An 18,695-nucleotide genomic window follows, 5' to 3' on the forward strand; every position below is an offset into this window, starting at 1 on the left:
GAAATGGCTTTTAATTTTGAATCAATTAATATGGAGCTATTAGTTGTTATATAAAAGTTATCAACTTTGTCATTCCTTTAAAAAGTATTATTTTTGCACTCTAAATTTTATGTCATGCCGAAAAGAAAATATAAAGTATCGGTTATTCAGTTAAATCTGAATGATGTTGCCGAAAATAATCTTAAAAAATGTATTAGCTGGGTAAGAGACGCTGCAAGTCAAGGCGCAGAAGTTATCTTATTGCCTGAATTATATAGTAGTCATTATTTTTGTCAAAGTGAAGATGTAGATAATTTTGCATTAGCAGAACCGCTATACAGCACTTCATTTATTGCATTTAGCGAATTGGCAAAAGAATTAGGAGTAGTAATTATTGTTCCTTTCTTTGAGAAAAGAATGGCTGGAATTTATCATAATAGTGCTTATATTATTGATACTGATGGAACTGAAGCAGGGTTGTACCGTAAAATGCATATTCCAGACGATCCGCATTTTTATGAAAAATTCTATTTCACTCCAGGTGATTTAGGTTTCCAAGCTATTGAAACTAAAAAAGGAACTGTTGGAACTTTAATCTGCTGGGATCAGTGGTATCCAGAAGCAGCTCGTATTACAGCTCTAAAAGGTGCTGAGGTTTTGTTTTACCCAACAGCTATAGGATGGCATCCTAAAGAAAAAGAGCAATACGGAGAAAATCAGTATGGCGCTTGGATGAATGTAATGAAAGGTCACGCTGTAGCAAACGGAGTTTTCGTTGCAGCAGCGAATAGAATTGGCCTAGAAAAGTATATCGATGGAACAGAAGGAATCCAATTCTGGGGAGCTTCTTTCATTGCTGGACCGCAAGGAGAGATTTTAGCTCAGGCTTCGCACGATAAAGAAGAAATCTTAATTGCTGAGGTTGATTTAGATTTGCAAGAAAATGTTCGCCAAAATTGGCCGTTCTTCAGAGACAGAAGAATTGATGCTTTCGGGGACATCACAAAAAGAGCAATCGATAAATAATTAAATTTATCTATGATATTAAGAAGAGCTATCTTTTGCAGATAGCTCTTTCTTTTTTTTTGTAACTTTAGGAGAAGCGAAATGTTTATAGAAAAGAATAGCAGTTGCAATGTAAAGCTCCAGCGGAGCTTTTTGCTTTTTTTTAAAGCTTCGGAGAGGCGAAATATTTATAGAAAAGGGTAGCGGTTGCAATATAAAGTTCCAACGGAGGGACATATTTTTTTAAAACAAAAAGAAGCTGCTTCATTTCTGAAACAGCCCCTTTTCTTGTTTTTAGCTTTATATTTAGATTACTTCACTTGGAAAGTAACTCGTCTTACAATTTGACGTGCCTCTTTAGAATTTTTGTTAACAGAAGTATCTTCTCCATTAGCAATTACGTTCAGTCTAGAAGCATCAATTCCAGCATTTACTGCTACTTTTTTCACAGCCTCAGCTCTTTTTCTAGATAATTCAGTGTTGTAGTTTGAATTTCCGATTTCATCAGCATAACCAATAATATCAGCCGATTTTCCAGGATTGTTTTTCAAATATTTCACTAAGAAATCAACACCAGATAAAGAAGCGTTTGTCGGTTTCGAAGAGTTGAAATCGAAATAAACATTTACGTAACCGCCATTAATTAATTCTTCAACAGTATTGTTTGTAGCAGTTCCGCTTCCTTTCTTTTCATAAGTTTTGTCTAAGTAGCTTTCTAGCTCATCAGGCACACCATTTTGATTGGTATCGATAGACTGCCCTTTTGTGTTAACAGCAACTCCAGCGATAGAATTTGGTTCTAAATCGTACAAATCAGCAACTCCATCTTTGTCTGTGTCGATAAGACCAGTTTCGATTAAGTCCACTCTTTGTTCCAATTCACTAATTCTATCTTCTTCGCCAACCCAGTCAGCGTGTTTCTGGTTTTTACCCAAATAGAATGTCAAACCAACAGAAGCATTTAATAAAACGCCATCAAAAGCACCTGTAGAAGTATTGCCCATTCCGTCAAAGTTCCAGTTTTGTCTACCGTTTACAATTCCGGTAAGATCTCCTGTTAAAGCCACTCGGTCGCTTAATCTGATTTGCCCTGTTAAACCGGCAATTCCGTGAGCCATATAATCTTGGCCTCCAAATCCTGTTTCAGTGCTAATTTGAGAAACCCCGAAACCACCATGAGCCAAAAGCCCGATTGTATTGGTCCAAGTCTCAAAGTTTAAAGCGCGGCCAACATTGATAACTCCTTGTAAACTTGCTCTAACGTAACGGCTTTCAAAATCGGGAGTATTTTTTTTCTCTTTAAATTGGTCGTAACCCACATCTAATTTTACACCAAATTTCGGACTAAACATATATCTTACACCTAAATCTCCATGGAAAAAATTTAATGTTTCTGTAGTATAGCCTGGAGTCATTGTTCTGGTTGGTTTGTTAACCCCGCCATTCAGTTCGATCGACCATTTGTTGTATTCTTGATCTACGTTAGGTTTAGTAGAAGTGGTAGCCATATTTTGAGCGCCTGCAGCAAATGATAGTAATAATAAGGATACTGATACTAATTTCTTTTTCATGATATCAAAAATTAAATTGTTTTTTATTTTAAACTCATAGACAAAATTAGAAGTCGAATTCTAGAATGTGTTGTATATGCTGTTACATAATTCCCATCTTTTGGCTTTTAATTATGTAAATCCGTTAAAATAAGCTTAATAGAAAGCATAAAAAAGGACAAAATTCACATTTTGTCCTTTCGCTATCCTGAAAAAAGAGTATTATTTCAAATCTGGCTGATAAATTTTAACAGAACCATCACCTTCGCTGCTTACTACCAGCAAGCTTCTTTTTGTAGGGCTTTTAGAAGCCGGAATAAAAAGAATTCCTTCTGGAGCATCGCCAGTTTTTACAGTTTGCAAATATTGTGGTGCAGTTGGGTTTGTAGCATCATATACCATAAAGGCATCCGATCTTTCTAAACCGACAAATAAAATGTTTTGGCTTCCCATTTTAGCCGCAACTACAGCTTCTGGTTCAGAACCTTTATCGTCACTTCTTTTATCATCGTATGTGCCTATTTCGTTGGTCTTTTTATCTACATCATTTTTGCTGTCAAAAACAATTTTTCCTGTGTTTCCATTCCATATAGAAAACGATCTTCCTCCAAAGCTTACCATTTGATCTAAATCTCCGTCACCGTCAGTATCTCCCATGTCGGCAACAAGATTTAATCTCCCCAAATTGGCATCTAATTTTAAAGTAGCAGCATCCGGAAAAACCGTAGCGTCAAGTGTCATGCTTTTCATGCGTTTCACATCAGTATACGCAGTGTATTCTCTCGCATCGCCTTCGTTGGCTGTAACAAAATAAGGAGTATTGTTTACAGTAAAATGGCTGATTGCGTCTGGCATATAAAGGCCTTTTACTTTCCAAGGGTTAAAGGCAATTTTATTGTCGCTATCGCTCACGTCAATTGCATTTTCGGCAGTGTTGTAATCTTTTAAACCTAGAGGATAGATTGCAGTAATAGTTTTAGCAGTTAAATCAATTTTTGCGACACCATTGTTTTCCTGTAAAGTTACCCAAGCAGTTTTAGAATCATCGGAAATTGTAATGTATTCAGGTTCGATATCTTGCGCAAAACTAGTTTTAGCAAATTTTGAGATTCTGAATCCGTCTTTTTTTAAAGCCTCAGCTTGACCAGCAAATGAAGCGAAATCTAAAGTTGTTACACTATAAGAGCTAGTTTCAATAATAGAAACAGTTCCGTTTGGATCTTGTGAGTAATCTGCATTTGGCTCTCCTTCGTTTGCAGTCATGATGTATTTTCCATCAGGAGAAAAAGTAATCATGTCTGGTAAAGCTCCAACCGTAACCTGTTTGATTAAGCTATAATCTGAAGTATTAAAAACTGCCACTTTTCCATTTGCTTGCTTATTTACAGTCGATTCTAAAGCAACAGCCAGTTTTCCGTCAAAAACAGCAACACTGTTTGCAGCACCTTCGTAAGCAGTCAAATCAATTTTTCCGATTTTAAGAGGTTTTGTCGGATCAGTAATATCAATAACATCGATTTGATTTACGCCGCTATTGTTTACTGTAAAAAGTCTTTTTGTTTTTTCGCAGTAAGCAGAAATCTCAGCTGCCGCTTCACCGCCAATTGTAATTGAACCAATTTCTTTAAAAGTCCCTGGGTTTTCGTTTGCCACAACTTCAGGTTCGCCATTAGAATTTTCATCATTGTTACAGCTTGCCAGTATGAATAGCGCAGCCAATAATGAGAGAGATAAATTTTTCATGTGTTAGTTTTTAGTTTTGGCAAAAGTAATTCTGAGCTCTCTGTTAAATATTAAGCGTGTATTATTTAATCTTTAACTTAGTTTTTGCAGGATATTTTATGTGAAATTAAAGAGGAATTTTGATCAAATGTTTTATAATCCTAACGAATGCTTATCTTTGCACTTTCTTAAATTAGAACGTATTTATGTCAACAAATAATAGAAGATTTCCTGCAGAATGGGAAAAACAGCAAGGAATTGTATTGTGTTTTCCGCATAATGGTAACGATTGGCCAGGAAAATATGAAGCTGTTCAATGGGCTTTTGTAGAATTTATTAAAAAAGTGGCCACTTTTGAAACTGTTTTTCTGGTTGTAGCCGATGAAAAATTAAAAGAAAAAGTTGCTGATATGCTGGAGAGAGCCCGTGTAAACATTAAAAACGTTTCTTATATTATTCATAAAACCAACAGAAGCTGGATGCGCGACTCTGGACCAATTATCGTAAAAAACGGTTCAAAAAGAGAAGCCTTAAACTTTAATTTCAACGGTTGGGCAAAATATAAAAACTATCAGCTGGACAAATTTGTTCCAGGTAAAGTAGCTGATTTTATTGATGTGCCGCTAACTCAGGTAATGTACAAAGGAAAACCAGTAATTGTTGAAGGTGGGGCGATTGATGTAAATGGAAAAGGAACTTTGTTGACATCAGAAGAATGTCTAATGCATCCAACAATTCAGGTTAGAAACCCTGGTTTTACCAAAGAAGATTACGAAGCTGTTTTTAAAGAATATCTTGGGGTTACAAATGTAATTTGGCTTGGTGACGGAATTGAAGGTGATGATACGCACGGTCACATCGACGATTTGTGCCGATTTGTAAATGAAGATACTATTGTAACAATTGTAGAAACTGATAAAAACGATTCAAACTACAAACCTTTGCAGGATAATTTGAAACGCTTGCAAAATGCAAAATTAGAAAATGGAAAATCTCCAGTAATTGTAGCATTGCCAATGCCAAAACGCGTAGATTTTGAAGATTTGCGCTTGCCGGCAAGTTATGCTAATTTCTTGATTTTGAATAATTGTGTTTTAGTGCCGACATTCAATGACAGTAATGATCGCGTAGCTTTAAATATTTTGGCAGAATGCTTCCCTGATAGAGAAGTAATCGGAATAAGCTGCATCGATTTTATCTGGGGATTCGGAACTTTACATTGTTTAAGCCAGCAGATTCCCGCATAAAAATAGAGCCATAGATTATAAAATAATTGTTTTAATTTTTTAATCTGTGAGGAAATTGTAAAATATACAGAGACTTTCTTATGATTTGAGCTGTCATCAAAAGTGGCAGTTTTTTTGTTTTATATTTAACAGACGGATTTGCGGTGTGTCTCAACATCCTTCTTATATTCGTATGTTCAACAATGCAGATTTAATTTTATATGAAGAAAATATTTTTTATCCTTTCCGTGCTTTCTTCCGGAGTGCTATTTTCACAATCTGATTCAAAGAAAAAAACAGAACTTACATTTGCGACTTATAATGTAAGTATGGAGTCAGATAATTATTCTCCAAAAGGCGCAATGGGAAAATCGGAGCAGATATTGATTTATCAGCTTAATTCAGGACGCAATACTCAAATCAGAAATATTGCCCAGATTATTCAGACCGTTAGACCGGATGTTATTCTGTTAAACGAATTTGATTATATTAAAGACCCTGAACTTGGTGTAAAGGCATTTATAAAAAATTATTTGAATGTGGGCCAAGGCGGAGCAGCAGCTATCGATTATCCTTACTATTATTATTCGACAGTGAATACCGGCCAACCAAGCCCTTACGATTTGAATAATGACGGAAAGTTGGATAATTTTGGAAATGATGCATGGGCGTTTGGTATGTATCCTGGTCAATATGGAATGATGCTTTTGTCTAAATATCCTATTGATGTAAAAGCGGTTCGTACTTTTCAACACTTTAAATGGAAAGATATGCCGGGAGCATTGCTTACCAAAAAAGCCGATGGATCGGATTGGTATAGCAAGAAAGCATGGAAGGAATTTCCATTGTCTTCAAAATCTCATTGGGATGTTCCTGTAGAGATTGATAATGAAATAGTTCATGTCTTAGTCAGTCATCCAACTCCTCCTACTTTTGATGGTGATGAAGACCGCAATGGAAAAAGAAATCATGACGAAATTCGATTCTGGAAAGATTATATTTCAGACAATTCGGCTTCGTATATTTATGATGATAAAGGAGTTAAAGGTGGTTTGTCTCCGAATTCTCGATTTGTCATATTGGGTGATCAAAACGCTTCGCCGGTTGAGGGAGATGCTATTAGGGAAGGTATAAAGTCTTTAGTAGAGAATCCGAAAATTAATAGCGATTTTACGCCTGCTAGCAAAGGCGGTGCTGAATTTAGTCCCAAAAATCCTTTTGGAATTAATCATACTGCCTTTTGGAGAATGCGCGCCGATTATGTATTGCCGTCTAGACTTGGATTTAAGGTTGTTAGCAGTGGTGTTTTCTGGCCAGCAAAAGATGAGCCAATGTCAGAATTAGTTGAAAAACGAGAATCAAGTTCGGATCATCGTTTGGTTTGGGTAAAGATGATTTTAGAATAAATAGCTTTTCTTTTCATTTTTCTAGATTTAAATAGAGCATAAAAAAACCTTGGTTCTCACCAAGGTTTTTATTTTCTATATCTCTTCAGACTGATCTGCTCTTCATTGTCTGGTAAAAGGAGGCAGCAACTGGCTTGAAACTTCTCCAAAACCAATTCGTACTTCATTGTTTTCGCAGAAACCGCGGATAATTACGGTGTCGTTATCTTCAATAAATTTACGTTCGCTTCCGTCATTTAGCGTAAGCGGATTTTTTCCGCCCCAAGTTAATTCCAACATAGAACCAAAACTATCAGGAGTTGGACCAGAAATAGTACCAGAACCCATCATATCGCCAGAATTTACACGGCATCCGTTTGAGGTATGGTGTGTCAATTGCTGAGCCATAGACCAGTACATATATTTGAAGTTAGATTTTGAAATCACAGTTTCTTCCTGATCTTCAGGTTTTAGGGAAACTTCTAAATGAATATCAAAAGCTTTTTTTCCTTTTGTTTGTAAATAAGGAAGCGGAGATGGATCTTGTTTAGGGCCTTTAGTTCTAAAAGGTTCTAAAGCGTCCATAGTCACAATCCAAGGTGAAATTGAAGTTGCAAAGTTTTTAGCCAAGAATGGTCCAAGAGGCACGTATTCCCATTTCTGAATGTCGCGCGCACTCCAATCATTTAGTAAAACCATTCCGAAAATATAATCTTCAGCTTCGTAAGTTGAAATATTTTCGCCCATTACATTTACATCTGTAGTAATAAAAGCAGTTTCTAACTCGAAATCTACCAAACGAGAAGCTCCAAAAACAGGAGTGTCATGGCCAACAGGCAAAGTCTGTCCCATTGGTCTGTGAACCGGAATTCCCGATGGCACAATTGTCGAGCTTCTTCCGTGATATCCAACTGGAATATGAAGCCAGTTTGGCAATAAAGCATTATCGGGATCGCGGAACATTTTACCTACGTTTGTAGCGTGTTCTCTGCTCGAATAAAAGTCAGTATAGTCGCCAATTAAAACAGGAAGCTGCATTTCTACATCTTCAATTTTAAATATAACAATATCTCTGTGTTTTGTTGAATCTCTTAGCTGCGGATTAGTTTCGTCGAAAATATCAGCGATACGATTTCGAACCAAACGCCATGTTTTTTTTCCGTCAGAAATAAAATCATTTAGCGTATCCTGCATAAACATATCATCGGTTAATTCTATTCCTTCAAAATAGTTTAATTGCTGTAAAGCTCCTAAATCTATGGCGTAGTCGCCAATTCGAGTTCCTACAGTAACGACATTTTCTTTAGTAAGAAATACTCCAAAAGGAATATTCTGAATAGGGAAGTCACTATTTTCTGGCACTTCTAACCATGATTTTCTACTGGTATCGTTGGCGGTGATTGGCATGTTCTAATGTTAATTATTTGTTGAAAAATTACTTGTCAAATATATCATAATCTAGCAGTTTGACAAACGTTTTTTTGTATTTTTGCGTGAAATTAACGAAAAACAAAAAAATGCAACGCGACGAACAAATTTTTGATCTTATCCAAGAGGAGAAAGAAAGACAAATTCACGGACTAGAGCTTATTGCTTCTGAGAATTTTGTAAGTGATGAAGTAATGGCAGCAGCAGGGTCTGTTTTAACTAATAAATATGCCGAGGGTTATCCTGGCAAAAGATACTATGGCGGTTGCGAGGTAGTTGACGTTATTGAGCAGATTGCAATTGACAGAGCTAAAGAATTATTTGGCGCTGAATATGCAAACGTGCAGCCTCACTCAGGTTCTCAAGCAAATACATCTGTTTACCATGCTTGTTTGAATCCTGGCGATACTATTTTAGGTTTCGATTTGTCTCACGGTGGACACTTAACTCACGGTTCTCCAGTAAACTTCTCAGGTCGTTTATACCGTCCAGTTTTTTACGGTGTAGATGCTGAAACTGGCCGTTTAGATTATGATAAAATCCAAGAAATTGCAACTAAAGAACAGCCAAAATTAATCATCGCAGGAGCTTCTGCTTATTCTCGTGATATGGATTTTGCTCGTTTCAGACAAATTGCTGACAGCGTAGGAGCGATCTTATTTGCTGATATTTCTCACCCAGCAGGTCTTATTGCAAAAGGGTTAATGAACGATCCAATTCCACATTGCCATATTGTTTCTACAACAACTCACAAAACCTTAAGAGGACCACGTGGAGGTCTTATTTTAATGGGGAAAGACTTCCCAAATCCACAAGGATTAACAACTCCAAAAGGAGAAATCAGAATGATGTCTTCATTATTAGATTTAGCTGTTTTTCCAGGAAATCAAGGAGGGCCTTTAATGCACATTATCGCTGCAAAAGCGGTTGCTTTTGGTGAAGCATTAAAAGACGAGTTCTTTACTTACGCAATGCAATTGCAAAAAAATGCAAACGCAATGGCTGATGCTTTCGTAAAAAGAGGTTACAACATCATCTCTGGCGGAACTGATAACCACATGATGCTTATTGACTTAAGAAATAAAAACATTTCTGGTAAAGAAGCTGAAAATGCATTAGTAAAAGCTGAAATTACAGTAAACAAAAACATGGTTCCTTTTGACGATAAATCTCCGTTTATCACTTCTGGAATTCGTGTTGGAACAGCTGCGATCACAACTCGCGGTTTAGTTGAAAAAGATATGGAAACTATTGTTGAGCTTATCGATAAAGTTTTATCTAACCATACAGATGAAAATGTTATCGAAGAAGTTGCTGAACAAGTAAACGAAATGATGAGCGAAAGACCAATTTTTGCTTATTAAAAATTAGTCAAAAGTCATAAAGTCGAAGGTCGAAAGCCTAAAAATGGAATGTAAATTTCTATCTTTAGTTTTTGATCTTCGATTTTTCTTTTAAGGTTTTCTAATGACTTTATGACTTTCGACTTTAAACTTTAAGACTTAAATAAAATGGGCGTATTAAGATTACAATTGCCAACCGACCCAAGATGGGTAAATATTGTTGAGAAAAACATAGAAGAAATCTTGACAGATCACGCTTGGTGCGAACAAAAAGCGGCAACCAATGCGATTACAATCATTACAAACAATCCAGAGCATCAAGATTTGGTTCAGGACTTGCTGGCTTTAGTAAAAGAAGAAGTAGATCATTTTGAACAGGTCCATAACATCATCATCAAAAGAGGATTGAAACTAGGACGTGAGCGTAAAGATGAATATGTAAACGAACTGTACCAATATATGAAGAGAAGTGGAGACGGGAGCCGTGTTTCTGGTCTTGTAGAAAGACTTCTTTTCTCTGCGATGATCGAAGCTAGAAGCTGCGAGCGCTTTAAAGTGCTTTCTGAAAATATTCAAGATGAAGAATTGGCAGTTTTTTACAGAGAATTAATGGAAAGTGAAGCAGGACATTACACAACATTCATTACCTACGCACGCAAGTACGGAGTAGGAATCGATGTTGAAAAACGCTGGAGAGAGTGGCTGGCTTTTGAGGAGTCGATTATTTCCAATTACGGAAAAAACGAAACGATTCACGGGTAGTTTTTGATTTTGTTTGGTTTGTTTCAAGTTTCGAGTTTCTCCCGAAGCCTCGGGATCAAGTTTCAAGTTTGCCACGTTGAGCGATTTCGAAGTTTGGAAGAAGCCTGTGCAAAGCATATCAAATTTTAAAATAAAAATCTGTGCAAATCGGCGTCTTCGCGAAAGCGAATCAGTTGTATCAGCGTTCAGTTTTTTAGAGATCAGTTGCAGTTTTTAGTTTCAAGTTTGTCACGTTGAGCGAAGTCGAAACGTTTTTTAGCCATTAAACTTTGTGAATCTTTGTGCATTTTAAAGCAGATTAGCAATCCAATTGTTCAAAAGTTCAACTTTTTGTTAATCTAATCTTTAAAATCTAAAATCAGAAATTCTTACATTTGAGAGTAACCAAAATCTCGAACTATGAGAATAGAAATGGACCTAAAATTGGGGTTTAAAGATGTCATGTTTAGACCTAAAAGATCAACGCTTAAAAGCAGATCTGAAGTTTCCTTAGAACAAAATTTCAAGTATTTGCATAGCAATGCCAGTTGGACAGGAATTCCAATTATGGCAGCCAATATGGATACAGTAGGAACTTTTGAAATGGCAAAGATTTTGGCAAAAGAAAAGCTTTTTACAGCCATTCATAAACATTACACTTTAGAAGAATGGAATAAGTTTCTAAAAAACGTTACTCCAGATTTTTATGATTATATTGCTGTAAGCACTGGAACCGGCAAAGAAGATTTTGATAAAATTGAAGCAATAATTACCGCTAATCCGTTATTGAAATTTATCTGCATCGATGTTGCCAACGGCTATTCAGAACATTTTGTCCAGTTTTTAAAGAAAACACGTAAACAATATCCTGATAAAATAATTATCGCTGGAAATGTAGTAACAGGAGAAATGACCGAAGAACTGTTATTGGCTGGAGCAGATATTGTAAAAGTCGGAATTGGACCGGGTTCTGTCTGCACCACACGTGTTAAAACGGGAGTTGGGTATCCGCAGCTTTCTGCAATTATCGAATGTGCCGACGCAGCTCACGGTCTAGGCGGGCACATTATAAGCGATGGCGGGTGTACAACTCCAGGCGATGTTGCGAAAGCTTTTGGAGCTGGTGCCGATTTTGTCATGCTTGGCGGAATGCTGGCGGGACATACAGAAAGCGGTGGAGAATTAATCGAAGTAAAAGGCGAAAAATTCAAGCAGTTTTACGGAATGAGTTCAAAAACAGCAATGGACAAACATTCTGGCGGCGTTGCAGAATATCGCGCAAGCGAAGGAAAAACAGTTCAGGTTCCTTTTAAAGGAGATGTAATTTATACTGTTTTGGATATTTTAGGCGGAATTAGAAGCACTTGCACCTATGTGGGAGCTTCAAGATTAAAAGAATTAACAAAAAGAACGACTTTCATTCGCGTAAGCGAACAGGAAAATCAAGTTTTTACAAAATAATATGATTAAGATTACCGAAGCATCTATTGAAGATATAGCTAAAATTCAAGAGATTGTACATATAACATGGCCCATAACTTATGGCGAAATTCTAACAAAGGAGCAATTAGATTATATGCTGGATCTAATTTATTCTGATGAAGCGTTATCTAAACAGATTCAGAATAAAGAACAGCTGTTTTACATGATTTCAGATGCTGATTCCGTAATAGGTTTTATCGGAATTGAGCATAATTATAAAGAAAAAGCCATTACTAAAATTCATAAAATTTATCTTTTGCCCCAAACGCAAGGAAAAGGATACGGGAAAATTGTTTTTGGAGAAATTGGAACAATGGCATTAGAAAACAATTCAAAAGAACTTTTATTAAATGTAAACCGTTTCAATACCGCTTTGAATTTTTATAAAAAACTAGGTTTTGAAATTAAAGAAACGCTAGATACTGAAATTGGAAATGGGTACTTGATGGAGGATTACGTGATGAGGAAAAAACTTTAATTTAGCCATGACTATTTACACGAAAATCAAAGAAAGTATTATGGATTAAATTATATTTTATATTCCAATAATAACTGCCACCATCTTGAATTTCAAACCATTCAGTTTTCCATTTGTCATATTTGATTTTGTTGAAAAAAGGTTGATTTTCATCTTCTCTCCAAAAAAAATTTATATGAATAATTTTTTCGCCTTTCTCGTTAAAAATACCAATATATTGCCTGTTATAATTGTTTAAATTCTCATGTATTAAAGGTTTAAACTTATTAATATTGATATTCTGAATATTTTTATTTAATAATGTTTCAAATTGATTAATCTCATCTTGATTTGGAGTAAAACGTTTAAAATTCGTAAAAAGATAACAATCGTATTTTTCAGAAAATATAACCCCAATATTTTTATACGAAACAACTTTTTGTGAATAAGATAGTTGTTGAAGAAGTAAGAAAAAGACAATAATTGGTTTTTTCATTTTTAGTTCTTTAGGAGATTCATATAAAACTTATTTAAGAAACAATCACATCATGCTTAAACAATAAACCTTTTACTTCATTCAAAGAAAAAACAGCTTTCTTCAGTTTAGTTTTAGAAGGATCAATAGTATAATTATAACTCGTTTTAAAATCGGCTTTATTGGCGATGGCTTTGGCAAATTCAGAACGATACAAATCGCAATTGTCAAAAATTACGCTGGTTAAATCTGTGGCCATAAAATCTACAGCTATTAGACTGCAGTTGGTAAACGGAGTTCCTTTTAATTTTAAGGTGTAGAATTTTGAAAAATCGAGGATGCAATCATTAAATCGAACTTCAAAAATGAGTTTGTCGCACATGGCAAAATTTACTTCCTTAATTTCGCATCGGTTAAAAGTAACCGTTCTCAAAGCAACGTAATTAATTTTTGCCTGATTGAAAATGCAATCATTAAAAACGCAGTCGATAAAAGTAACGGCAAGAAAAGTGCAGGCAGAAAAATCGCAATTATTGAAAACGCAAGATTCAAAGTCCTTAAAATTCAAGTCATCTTTGGCGTAAATAATTGTATTGTACTCTTTATCAAGAAAATATTCGCTTTCTTTTTTCAACTTTTTGGGTAATTATTTGAGGCTGAAAAGGTAATAATTTGCCATAGAATTTTCGATGAAAATTGCAATCATTTTGAAATTATTAACGACTTTAGAATAAATTTAATGTAGCTTTACAGTTATTATTTAAGCTAAAATTTATCAATTTCACAATATGGACTCAACAAGAAAAGAACATGATTTTCTAGGAGAATTAGAAATTCCAAATCATTTATACTACGGAATCCAGACTTTTAGAGCAGTAGAGAACTTTAATATTACTGGAATTCCAATTTCAAAAGAACCTTTGTTTATCAAAGCTTTAGGTTATGTGAAAAAAGCGGCAGCTATGGCTAACAAAGATTGTGGTGCTATTGATTCTAAAATAGCTGAAGCCATCTGTTATGGAAGCGATCAGGTTATTGCCGGTAAATTTGATCAGGAGTTTGTGAGCGATTTGATTCAAGGCGGTGCAGGGACTTCTGTTAATATGAATGCCAACGAAGTTATTGCTAATATCGGTTTAGAATATTTGGGGCATAAAAAAGGAGAATACAATTTTCTGCATCCCAATAATCATGTAAACTGCTCTCAGTCTACAAATGATGCTTATCCGTCGGCTTTTAGAATTGCTTTGTACCTTAAAATGGAAAGCTTTATTAAAACTTTTGCAGGTTTAGAAGTCGCTTTCGCTAAAAAAGGAGAAGAATTTAAGGATGTTTTAAAGATGGGAAGGACGCAACTGCAAGATGCGGTTCCTATGACTTTAGGACAGGAATTTAAAGCTTATGCTACTACAATTGGGGAAGATATACAGCGTTTAAAAAATGCTCAGGAATTGCTGTTGGAAATCAATATGGGCGCAACAGCCATTGGAACAAAAGTAAATGCTCCCGAAGGCTATCCTGAGATTTGCGTGAAATATTTAGCAGATGAGGTTGGAATTCCGTTGACACTTTCTCCAGATTTAATTGAAGCTACTGTAGACACGGGAGCTTACGTTCAGATTATGGGGACTCTAAAGCGTTCTGCGGTTAAGATCTCTAAAATCTGCAACGACTTGCGTTTATTGAGTTCAGGGCCAAGAACAGGTTTGAATGAAATTAACCTTCCGGCACGCCAGCCAGGTTCGTCTATTATGCCGGGAAAAGTGAATCCGGTGATTCCAGAAGTGGTAAATCAGACTTGTTTTTATGTTATTGGCCAAGATTTAACCGTTACGATGGCGGCAGAAGCTGGGCAATTGCAGCTGAATGTTATGGAGCCAGTTATTGCTTTTGCTATGTTTACTTCGTTAGATTATCTTTCAAATGCGATTCAAACATTAATCGATAAATGCATTAACGGAATTACGGCAAATGTAGACCACTGCTACAATATGGTGATGAACAGCATTGGAATTGTAACGCAGTTAAACCCGATTATTGGTTATGAAGAAAGTGCCAGTATTGCGGGCGAAGCTTTAAAAACAGGTAAAAGCGTGCATCAGATTGCAGTTCTGGAAAGGAAATTAATCACACAGGAAAAATGGAACGAAATTTATTCTCTAGAGAATTTAATTCACCCAAAGTTTATCACCAAATAAGAATGCAACAATATTTATCGAAGCCGTCAACTTTTTTTGACGGCTTTTTTTGTTAAAATATTTTAAATTTATTTTGTTGTTTGTTCTTAAGATGTTGAAAATAAGACTTATATTTACATTAAGATTGAGTCTTATTTCTAAAACTAAACTTTGTAAATGGTGCTTTTTTTTCAAAATAATGCCGTTCAGTACAAGTCAAAAATCTTAGGATTAATATTTCTTATTTCCTTTAATTTATGTGCTCAGGAAGAAATTCAAAACTCCAAAATCTGCCCTCCTAAAACAATATTAGAAATCTTCAAAAAAAAGGATTCTGTTTATGTTGTCAAGCCCATAAAAAACAGCTTTTTCTTGATTATTCCAGCGATAGGTTCCCAGCCAGCAACAGGCTTTTTTTATGGCGCAGTGGCGCAATATACTTTTAAAGGAAAAGAAGAGGCCGATAAATATTCAATAGCAAATGTTGGAATAACCTATACCACAAAAAAACAATGGCTGGTAAATGTCAAGAATAATATTTTGCTCAAAAACAACAAGATATTTTTGAGCGGCGATTATCGTTTGTATATTTTTTCGCAACCCAATTATGGTTTAGGAACAAATATTATTCCGCCTCGCCGCGAACAAGAGCCAGGTTTTAGCATTGATTCTATTGCACAGCCAATGGATTATAATTATTTTAAATTTCATCAATCCGTTTCTTTTCAGGTTCGTCCAAACTTTTATGTTGGCGGCGGTATAAATATCGATTGGTATTCTAGCATTGTCGATAAAAATCTCGATATTGCCAATGGAAACTTCACGTATCATTATAATTACAATCAGAAATATGGATTCGATGAAGCGGAATATTTCTTAAACGGTGTGAGTCTTAATTTGGTTTATGATTCCAGAGATAATCAGGTTAATGCATCTCGCGGATGGTTTGCAAACATAAATTATCGTTTTAATCCAGAAATATTTGATAATCAGGAAGTAAGTAATGTTTTGTATGCCGAATACCGAAATTTTATACCGGTTTCGCAGAAAGACAAAAGATATATTTTGGCACTTTGGACTTACGGACAGTTTGTTACCAAAGGAAAAGTTCCGTATTTAAATTTGCCTGCAATTGGTTGGGATCAGCGCAGCCGAAGCGGTGAGGGGTATACGCAGGGATTGTTTAGAGGTACAAATTTGGTGTATCTGGCAACTGAATTTAGGTTTCCAATAACCTGCAATCAAATGCTGAGCGGTACCGTTTTTACGAATTTTGTAACCACAAGCAATCCAGATACCAATACCAAGCTTTTTGAATATGTGCAGCCAGCTTTTGGTTTCGGACTTCGTGTTTTAATCGATAAAGCAACAAAAACCAATCTTATCGCAGATTATGCTTGGGGGAATAATTCAAAAGGCTTTTATTTGAATGCAGGAGAGACTTTTTAATAGCTGAAGTTTTGTAAAGAATAATTTGGCTTTAAAAATTAAGAATCAAAAACTTTAACTCTGAAATACTATCAAAAAGCAGGCAATGACGTCTGTTTTTTTTATTCTTCACAATAAAATCATAATTTGTAAAGTTGTTTAAAATTATTTTAAATTGTATTCTTATTTTTGTTGTATATACAAACTTCTTAATATGAAATTACTGATAGTTGAAGATGAGCCAAATCTATTATCGATATTACGAAAAGGTTTTGCAGAAAATAATAATGAAGTAAGCGTTGCTATGGATGGTAAAACTGCCATGGAAATGATTCATAATTATACCTTCGATGTGGTAATTTTAGACGTTATGCTTCCTGATGTTAACGGAATTGAAATCTGCAGAAGACTTCGTGCAGCCAAAAATTTTGTTCCAATTTTACTTCTAACTGCTTTAGGGACTTCAGAAAACATTGTGACAGGACTTAATGCTGGCGCCGATGATTATTTGGTTAAGCCTTTTAAATTTGGAGAATTAGATGCCAGAGTAAATGCGCTGTACAGACGATCGCAACAGGAAACAGAGAAAATTGATACCATCACAATTGGTGATTTAGAAATAAACGGACGCGCAAAAACGGTAAAAAGAGATGGCGAAAACATCATTTTGACTGCCAAAGAATTTAAGCTTTTGTATTATTTGGCAAAAAATACCGGACGCATCGTTTCGCGCGACCAAATTTTGGATAATGTCTGGGATATTAATTTTGATATGAATACCAACGTTGTCGATGTGTATATTACGTACTTAAGAAGAAAGATAGATAAGCCTTATTCGACCAAACTTATTCATACGATGAAAGGTTTGGGGTATGTTATAAAACCATAATATGGATATTAGAAAAAAAATTACTTTTAATTACGTTGCCCTTTCTACCTTTAGTACTTCGCTATTGTGTATCATTGTTTTTTTCTTGTTCAGAGAAAATAATCGATACCATTTTTTAAAGCGTTTAGATGATAGAGCCAAAATTGTAGCTTCGATTCATTTTCAAAAAGACCCTGAAAAAATTAAATATTACAAAAATCTTCAAAAAAATGGTCTTGAAGAACTAATCGAAGAAGAAGAGTATGTGCTAAAAATAAATAGCCATAACAGTTTTGATTATAATACGAATCTGAATCTGCCGAATACTTTTTACACTAATATTTTAAGCACGGGAAAAGATTCTTACGAAAAAGATAACAAGTATTATTTGGGACAGATTTTTGAAGAAAACAACCAGAAATATATTGTAATTGTTGGTGCTAGAGATCGTAAAGGAAAAGATACAACGGTTTACATTGTCAAAATTATGCTTTTTGGCGGTATTGGTTTTGTGATTTTGGCTTTTCTTTTAGGACGATACTTGGCAAAACGAGTTATCAATCCCGTAGCAAGAATTACCAAAGAAGTAAAAAGAATCAGTGCTTCTAACTTGCACAACCGTCTTCCGGAAGTTAAAAACTCTGATGAAATTTCAGATTTGACCAATACATTCAATAATATGCTGGATCGACTGGAAACTTCTTTTGAGATTCAGGCAAACTTTATCAATAATGCTTCTCATGAACTCAAAACGCCAATAACAACCATTATTGCCGAGTCAGAGATTATGCTGCTTAAAGAAAGAGAAAAGCATGAATATGTAGAATCTTTGCAAAATATATACAGCCAGGCTTCAAGATTAGGAAACTTAACTGAAAGTCTTCTAAAATTGACGCAAACAGGTTATGACGGACAAAAACAAGTGTCAGACATTGCCCGAATGGACGAATTATTATTGGATGTCAAATCTGATCTTGACAAAATCTATCCGGATAATCGCGTTAGCATTAAACTTAATTTTGCTCCAGAAGATTCCAATCTGCTCTTGCTGCCATGCAATAAACCGCTTTTAGAGCTGGCAATTAACAATATTATTACCAATGGAGTAAAGTATTCTGATAATAACGAGGTATTTGTAAATCTTTCTGCAAACAAAGAAATGATCAAAATTGCGATCAACGATATCGGAATCGGAATTCCTCCAGAAGATATTCCGCATTTGTATGAGCCTTTCTTTAGAGGTAAAATTGCTGCCAAATACATTGGATATGGTTTAGGGCTTCCTTTGGCATCTAAAATCATTAGAATGCATGATGGCGAACTTCAGGTGCAATCGGAGCAAAACAAAGGAACTATTGTTACAATTATCTTCAAAAAGGGTAACATTAAAAAATCTAATGTTTAATTTTAGAAAATTCTAATTTTAGAT

The 18,695-nt window shown here is 35.2% G+C and carries 16 protein-coding genes; 11 read left to right on the forward strand and 5 right to left on the reverse strand.

From position 1 onward, the window contains the following. The first annotated feature begins 114 nt into the window (after window positions 1-114). A complete protein-coding gene (locus tag N4T20_RS13600) occupies window positions 115-1,005 on the forward strand; it encodes a carbon-nitrogen hydrolase (RefSeq protein ID WP_260669676.1) in 891 nt (296 codons plus the stop codon). 290 nt (window positions 1,006-1,295) lie between these two features. On the opposite strand, the gene N4T20_RS13605 is transcribed toward N4T20_RS13600, so the two are convergent. Further along, window positions 1,296-2,555, reverse strand: coding sequence for an OmpA family protein (locus N4T20_RS13605; protein ID WP_260669677.1), 1,260 nt, complete (start codon window positions 2,553-2,555; stop codon window positions 1,296-1,298). 201 nt (window positions 2,556-2,756) lie between these two features. Continuing rightward, window positions 2,757-4,277, reverse strand: coding sequence for a choice-of-anchor I family protein (locus N4T20_RS13610; protein WP_260669678.1), 1,521 nt, complete (start codon window positions 4,275-4,277; stop codon window positions 2,757-2,759). Between the two features lie 185 nt (window positions 4,278-4,462). Between N4T20_RS13610 and N4T20_RS13615 the strand changes: the two genes are divergently transcribed. Beyond that, window positions 4,463-5,503 carry an agmatine/peptidylarginine deiminase gene (locus N4T20_RS13615; RefSeq protein WP_260669679.1) on the forward strand — a complete coding sequence of 347 codons (1,041 nt, stop codon included), beginning with the start codon at window positions 4,463-4,465 and terminating at the stop codon, window positions 5,501-5,503. A 200-nt stretch (window positions 5,504-5,703) separates the two neighbouring features. Continuing rightward, window positions 5,704-6,888: an endonuclease/exonuclease/phosphatase family protein gene (locus tag N4T20_RS13620; RefSeq protein ID WP_260669680.1), complete on the forward strand. Its 1,185-nt coding sequence runs from the start codon at window positions 5,704-5,706 to the stop codon at window positions 6,886-6,888. Between the two features lie 102 nt (window positions 6,889-6,990). On the opposite strand, the gene fahA is transcribed toward N4T20_RS13620, so the two are convergent. After that, window positions 6,991-8,274 carry a fumarylacetoacetase gene (gene fahA, locus N4T20_RS13625; RefSeq protein WP_260669681.1) on the reverse strand — a complete coding sequence of 428 codons (1,284 nt, stop codon included), beginning with the start codon at window positions 8,272-8,274 and terminating at the stop codon, window positions 6,991-6,993. A gap of 110 nt (window positions 8,275-8,384) precedes the next feature. Here fahA and glyA point away from each other — a divergent pair, with 110 nt between their 5' ends. From glyA to N4T20_RS13645, 4 genes are all read left to right on the forward strand, one after another. Then, the gene (gene glyA, locus N4T20_RS13630) at window positions 8,385-9,659 is read left to right on the forward strand and encodes a serine hydroxymethyltransferase (RefSeq protein ID WP_260669682.1); all 1,275 of its coding nucleotides are present in this window, start codon (window positions 8,385-8,387) and stop codon (window positions 9,657-9,659) included. A gap of 147 nt (window positions 9,660-9,806) precedes the next feature. Beyond that, the gene (locus tag N4T20_RS13635) at window positions 9,807-10,400 is read left to right on the forward strand and encodes a tRNA-(ms[2]io[6]A)-hydroxylase (protein ID WP_091496894.1); all 594 of its coding nucleotides are present in this window, start codon (window positions 9,807-9,809) and stop codon (window positions 10,398-10,400) included. A gap of 399 nt (window positions 10,401-10,799) precedes the next feature. Continuing rightward, window positions 10,800-11,840 (forward strand): GMP reductase, encoded by a 1,041-nt coding sequence (locus N4T20_RS13640; RefSeq protein ID WP_260669683.1) that lies wholly within the window; start codon window positions 10,800-10,802, stop codon window positions 11,838-11,840. A 1-nt stretch (window position 11,841) separates the two neighbouring features. Then, complete coding sequence (locus N4T20_RS13645) at window positions 11,842-12,339, forward strand: GNAT family N-acetyltransferase (RefSeq protein WP_260669684.1); 498 nt, start codon at window positions 11,842-11,844, stop codon at window positions 12,337-12,339. Between the two features lies 1 nt (window position 12,340). On the opposite strand, the gene N4T20_RS13650 is transcribed toward N4T20_RS13645, so the two are convergent. Both N4T20_RS13650 and N4T20_RS13655 read right to left on the reverse strand, forming a co-directional pair. Beyond that, window positions 12,341-12,814, reverse strand: a complete 474-nt coding sequence (locus N4T20_RS13650) for a hypothetical protein (protein WP_260669685.1) — start codon at window positions 12,812-12,814, stop codon at window positions 12,341-12,343. Window positions 12,815-12,848: 34 nt separating this feature from the next. Next, window positions 12,849-13,427 (reverse strand): pentapeptide repeat-containing protein, encoded by a 579-nt coding sequence (locus tag N4T20_RS13655; RefSeq protein WP_260669686.1) that lies wholly within the window; start codon window positions 13,425-13,427, stop codon window positions 12,849-12,851. A gap of 154 nt (window positions 13,428-13,581) precedes the next feature. Between N4T20_RS13655 and aspA the strand changes: the two genes are divergently transcribed. From aspA to N4T20_RS13675, 4 genes are all read left to right on the forward strand, one after another. Then, window positions 13,582-14,991: an aspartate ammonia-lyase gene (aspA, locus tag N4T20_RS13660; protein ID WP_260669687.1), complete on the forward strand. Its 1,410-nt coding sequence runs from the start codon at window positions 13,582-13,584 to the stop codon at window positions 14,989-14,991. A gap of 156 nt (window positions 14,992-15,147) precedes the next feature. After that, window positions 15,148-16,419, forward strand: coding sequence for an outer membrane protein assembly factor (locus N4T20_RS13665; protein WP_260669688.1), 1,272 nt, complete (start codon window positions 15,148-15,150; stop codon window positions 16,417-16,419). A gap of 193 nt (window positions 16,420-16,612) precedes the next feature. After that, the gene (locus N4T20_RS13670; RefSeq protein WP_260669689.1) at window positions 16,613-17,287 is read left to right on the forward strand and encodes a response regulator transcription factor; all 675 of its coding nucleotides are present in this window, start codon (window positions 16,613-16,615) and stop codon (window positions 17,285-17,287) included. A gap of 1 nt (window position 17,288) precedes the next feature. Beyond that, the gene (locus tag N4T20_RS13675) at window positions 17,289-18,671 is read left to right on the forward strand and encodes a HAMP domain-containing sensor histidine kinase (RefSeq protein ID WP_260669690.1); all 1,383 of its coding nucleotides are present in this window, start codon (window positions 17,289-17,291) and stop codon (window positions 18,669-18,671) included. Window positions 18,672-18,695 lie beyond the last annotated feature (24 nt).

The organism is Flavobacterium sp. TR2 (assembly GCF_025252405.1).
In the GTDB taxonomy this organism is placed as follows: Bacteria; Bacteroidota; Bacteroidia; order Flavobacteriales; family Flavobacteriaceae; genus Flavobacterium.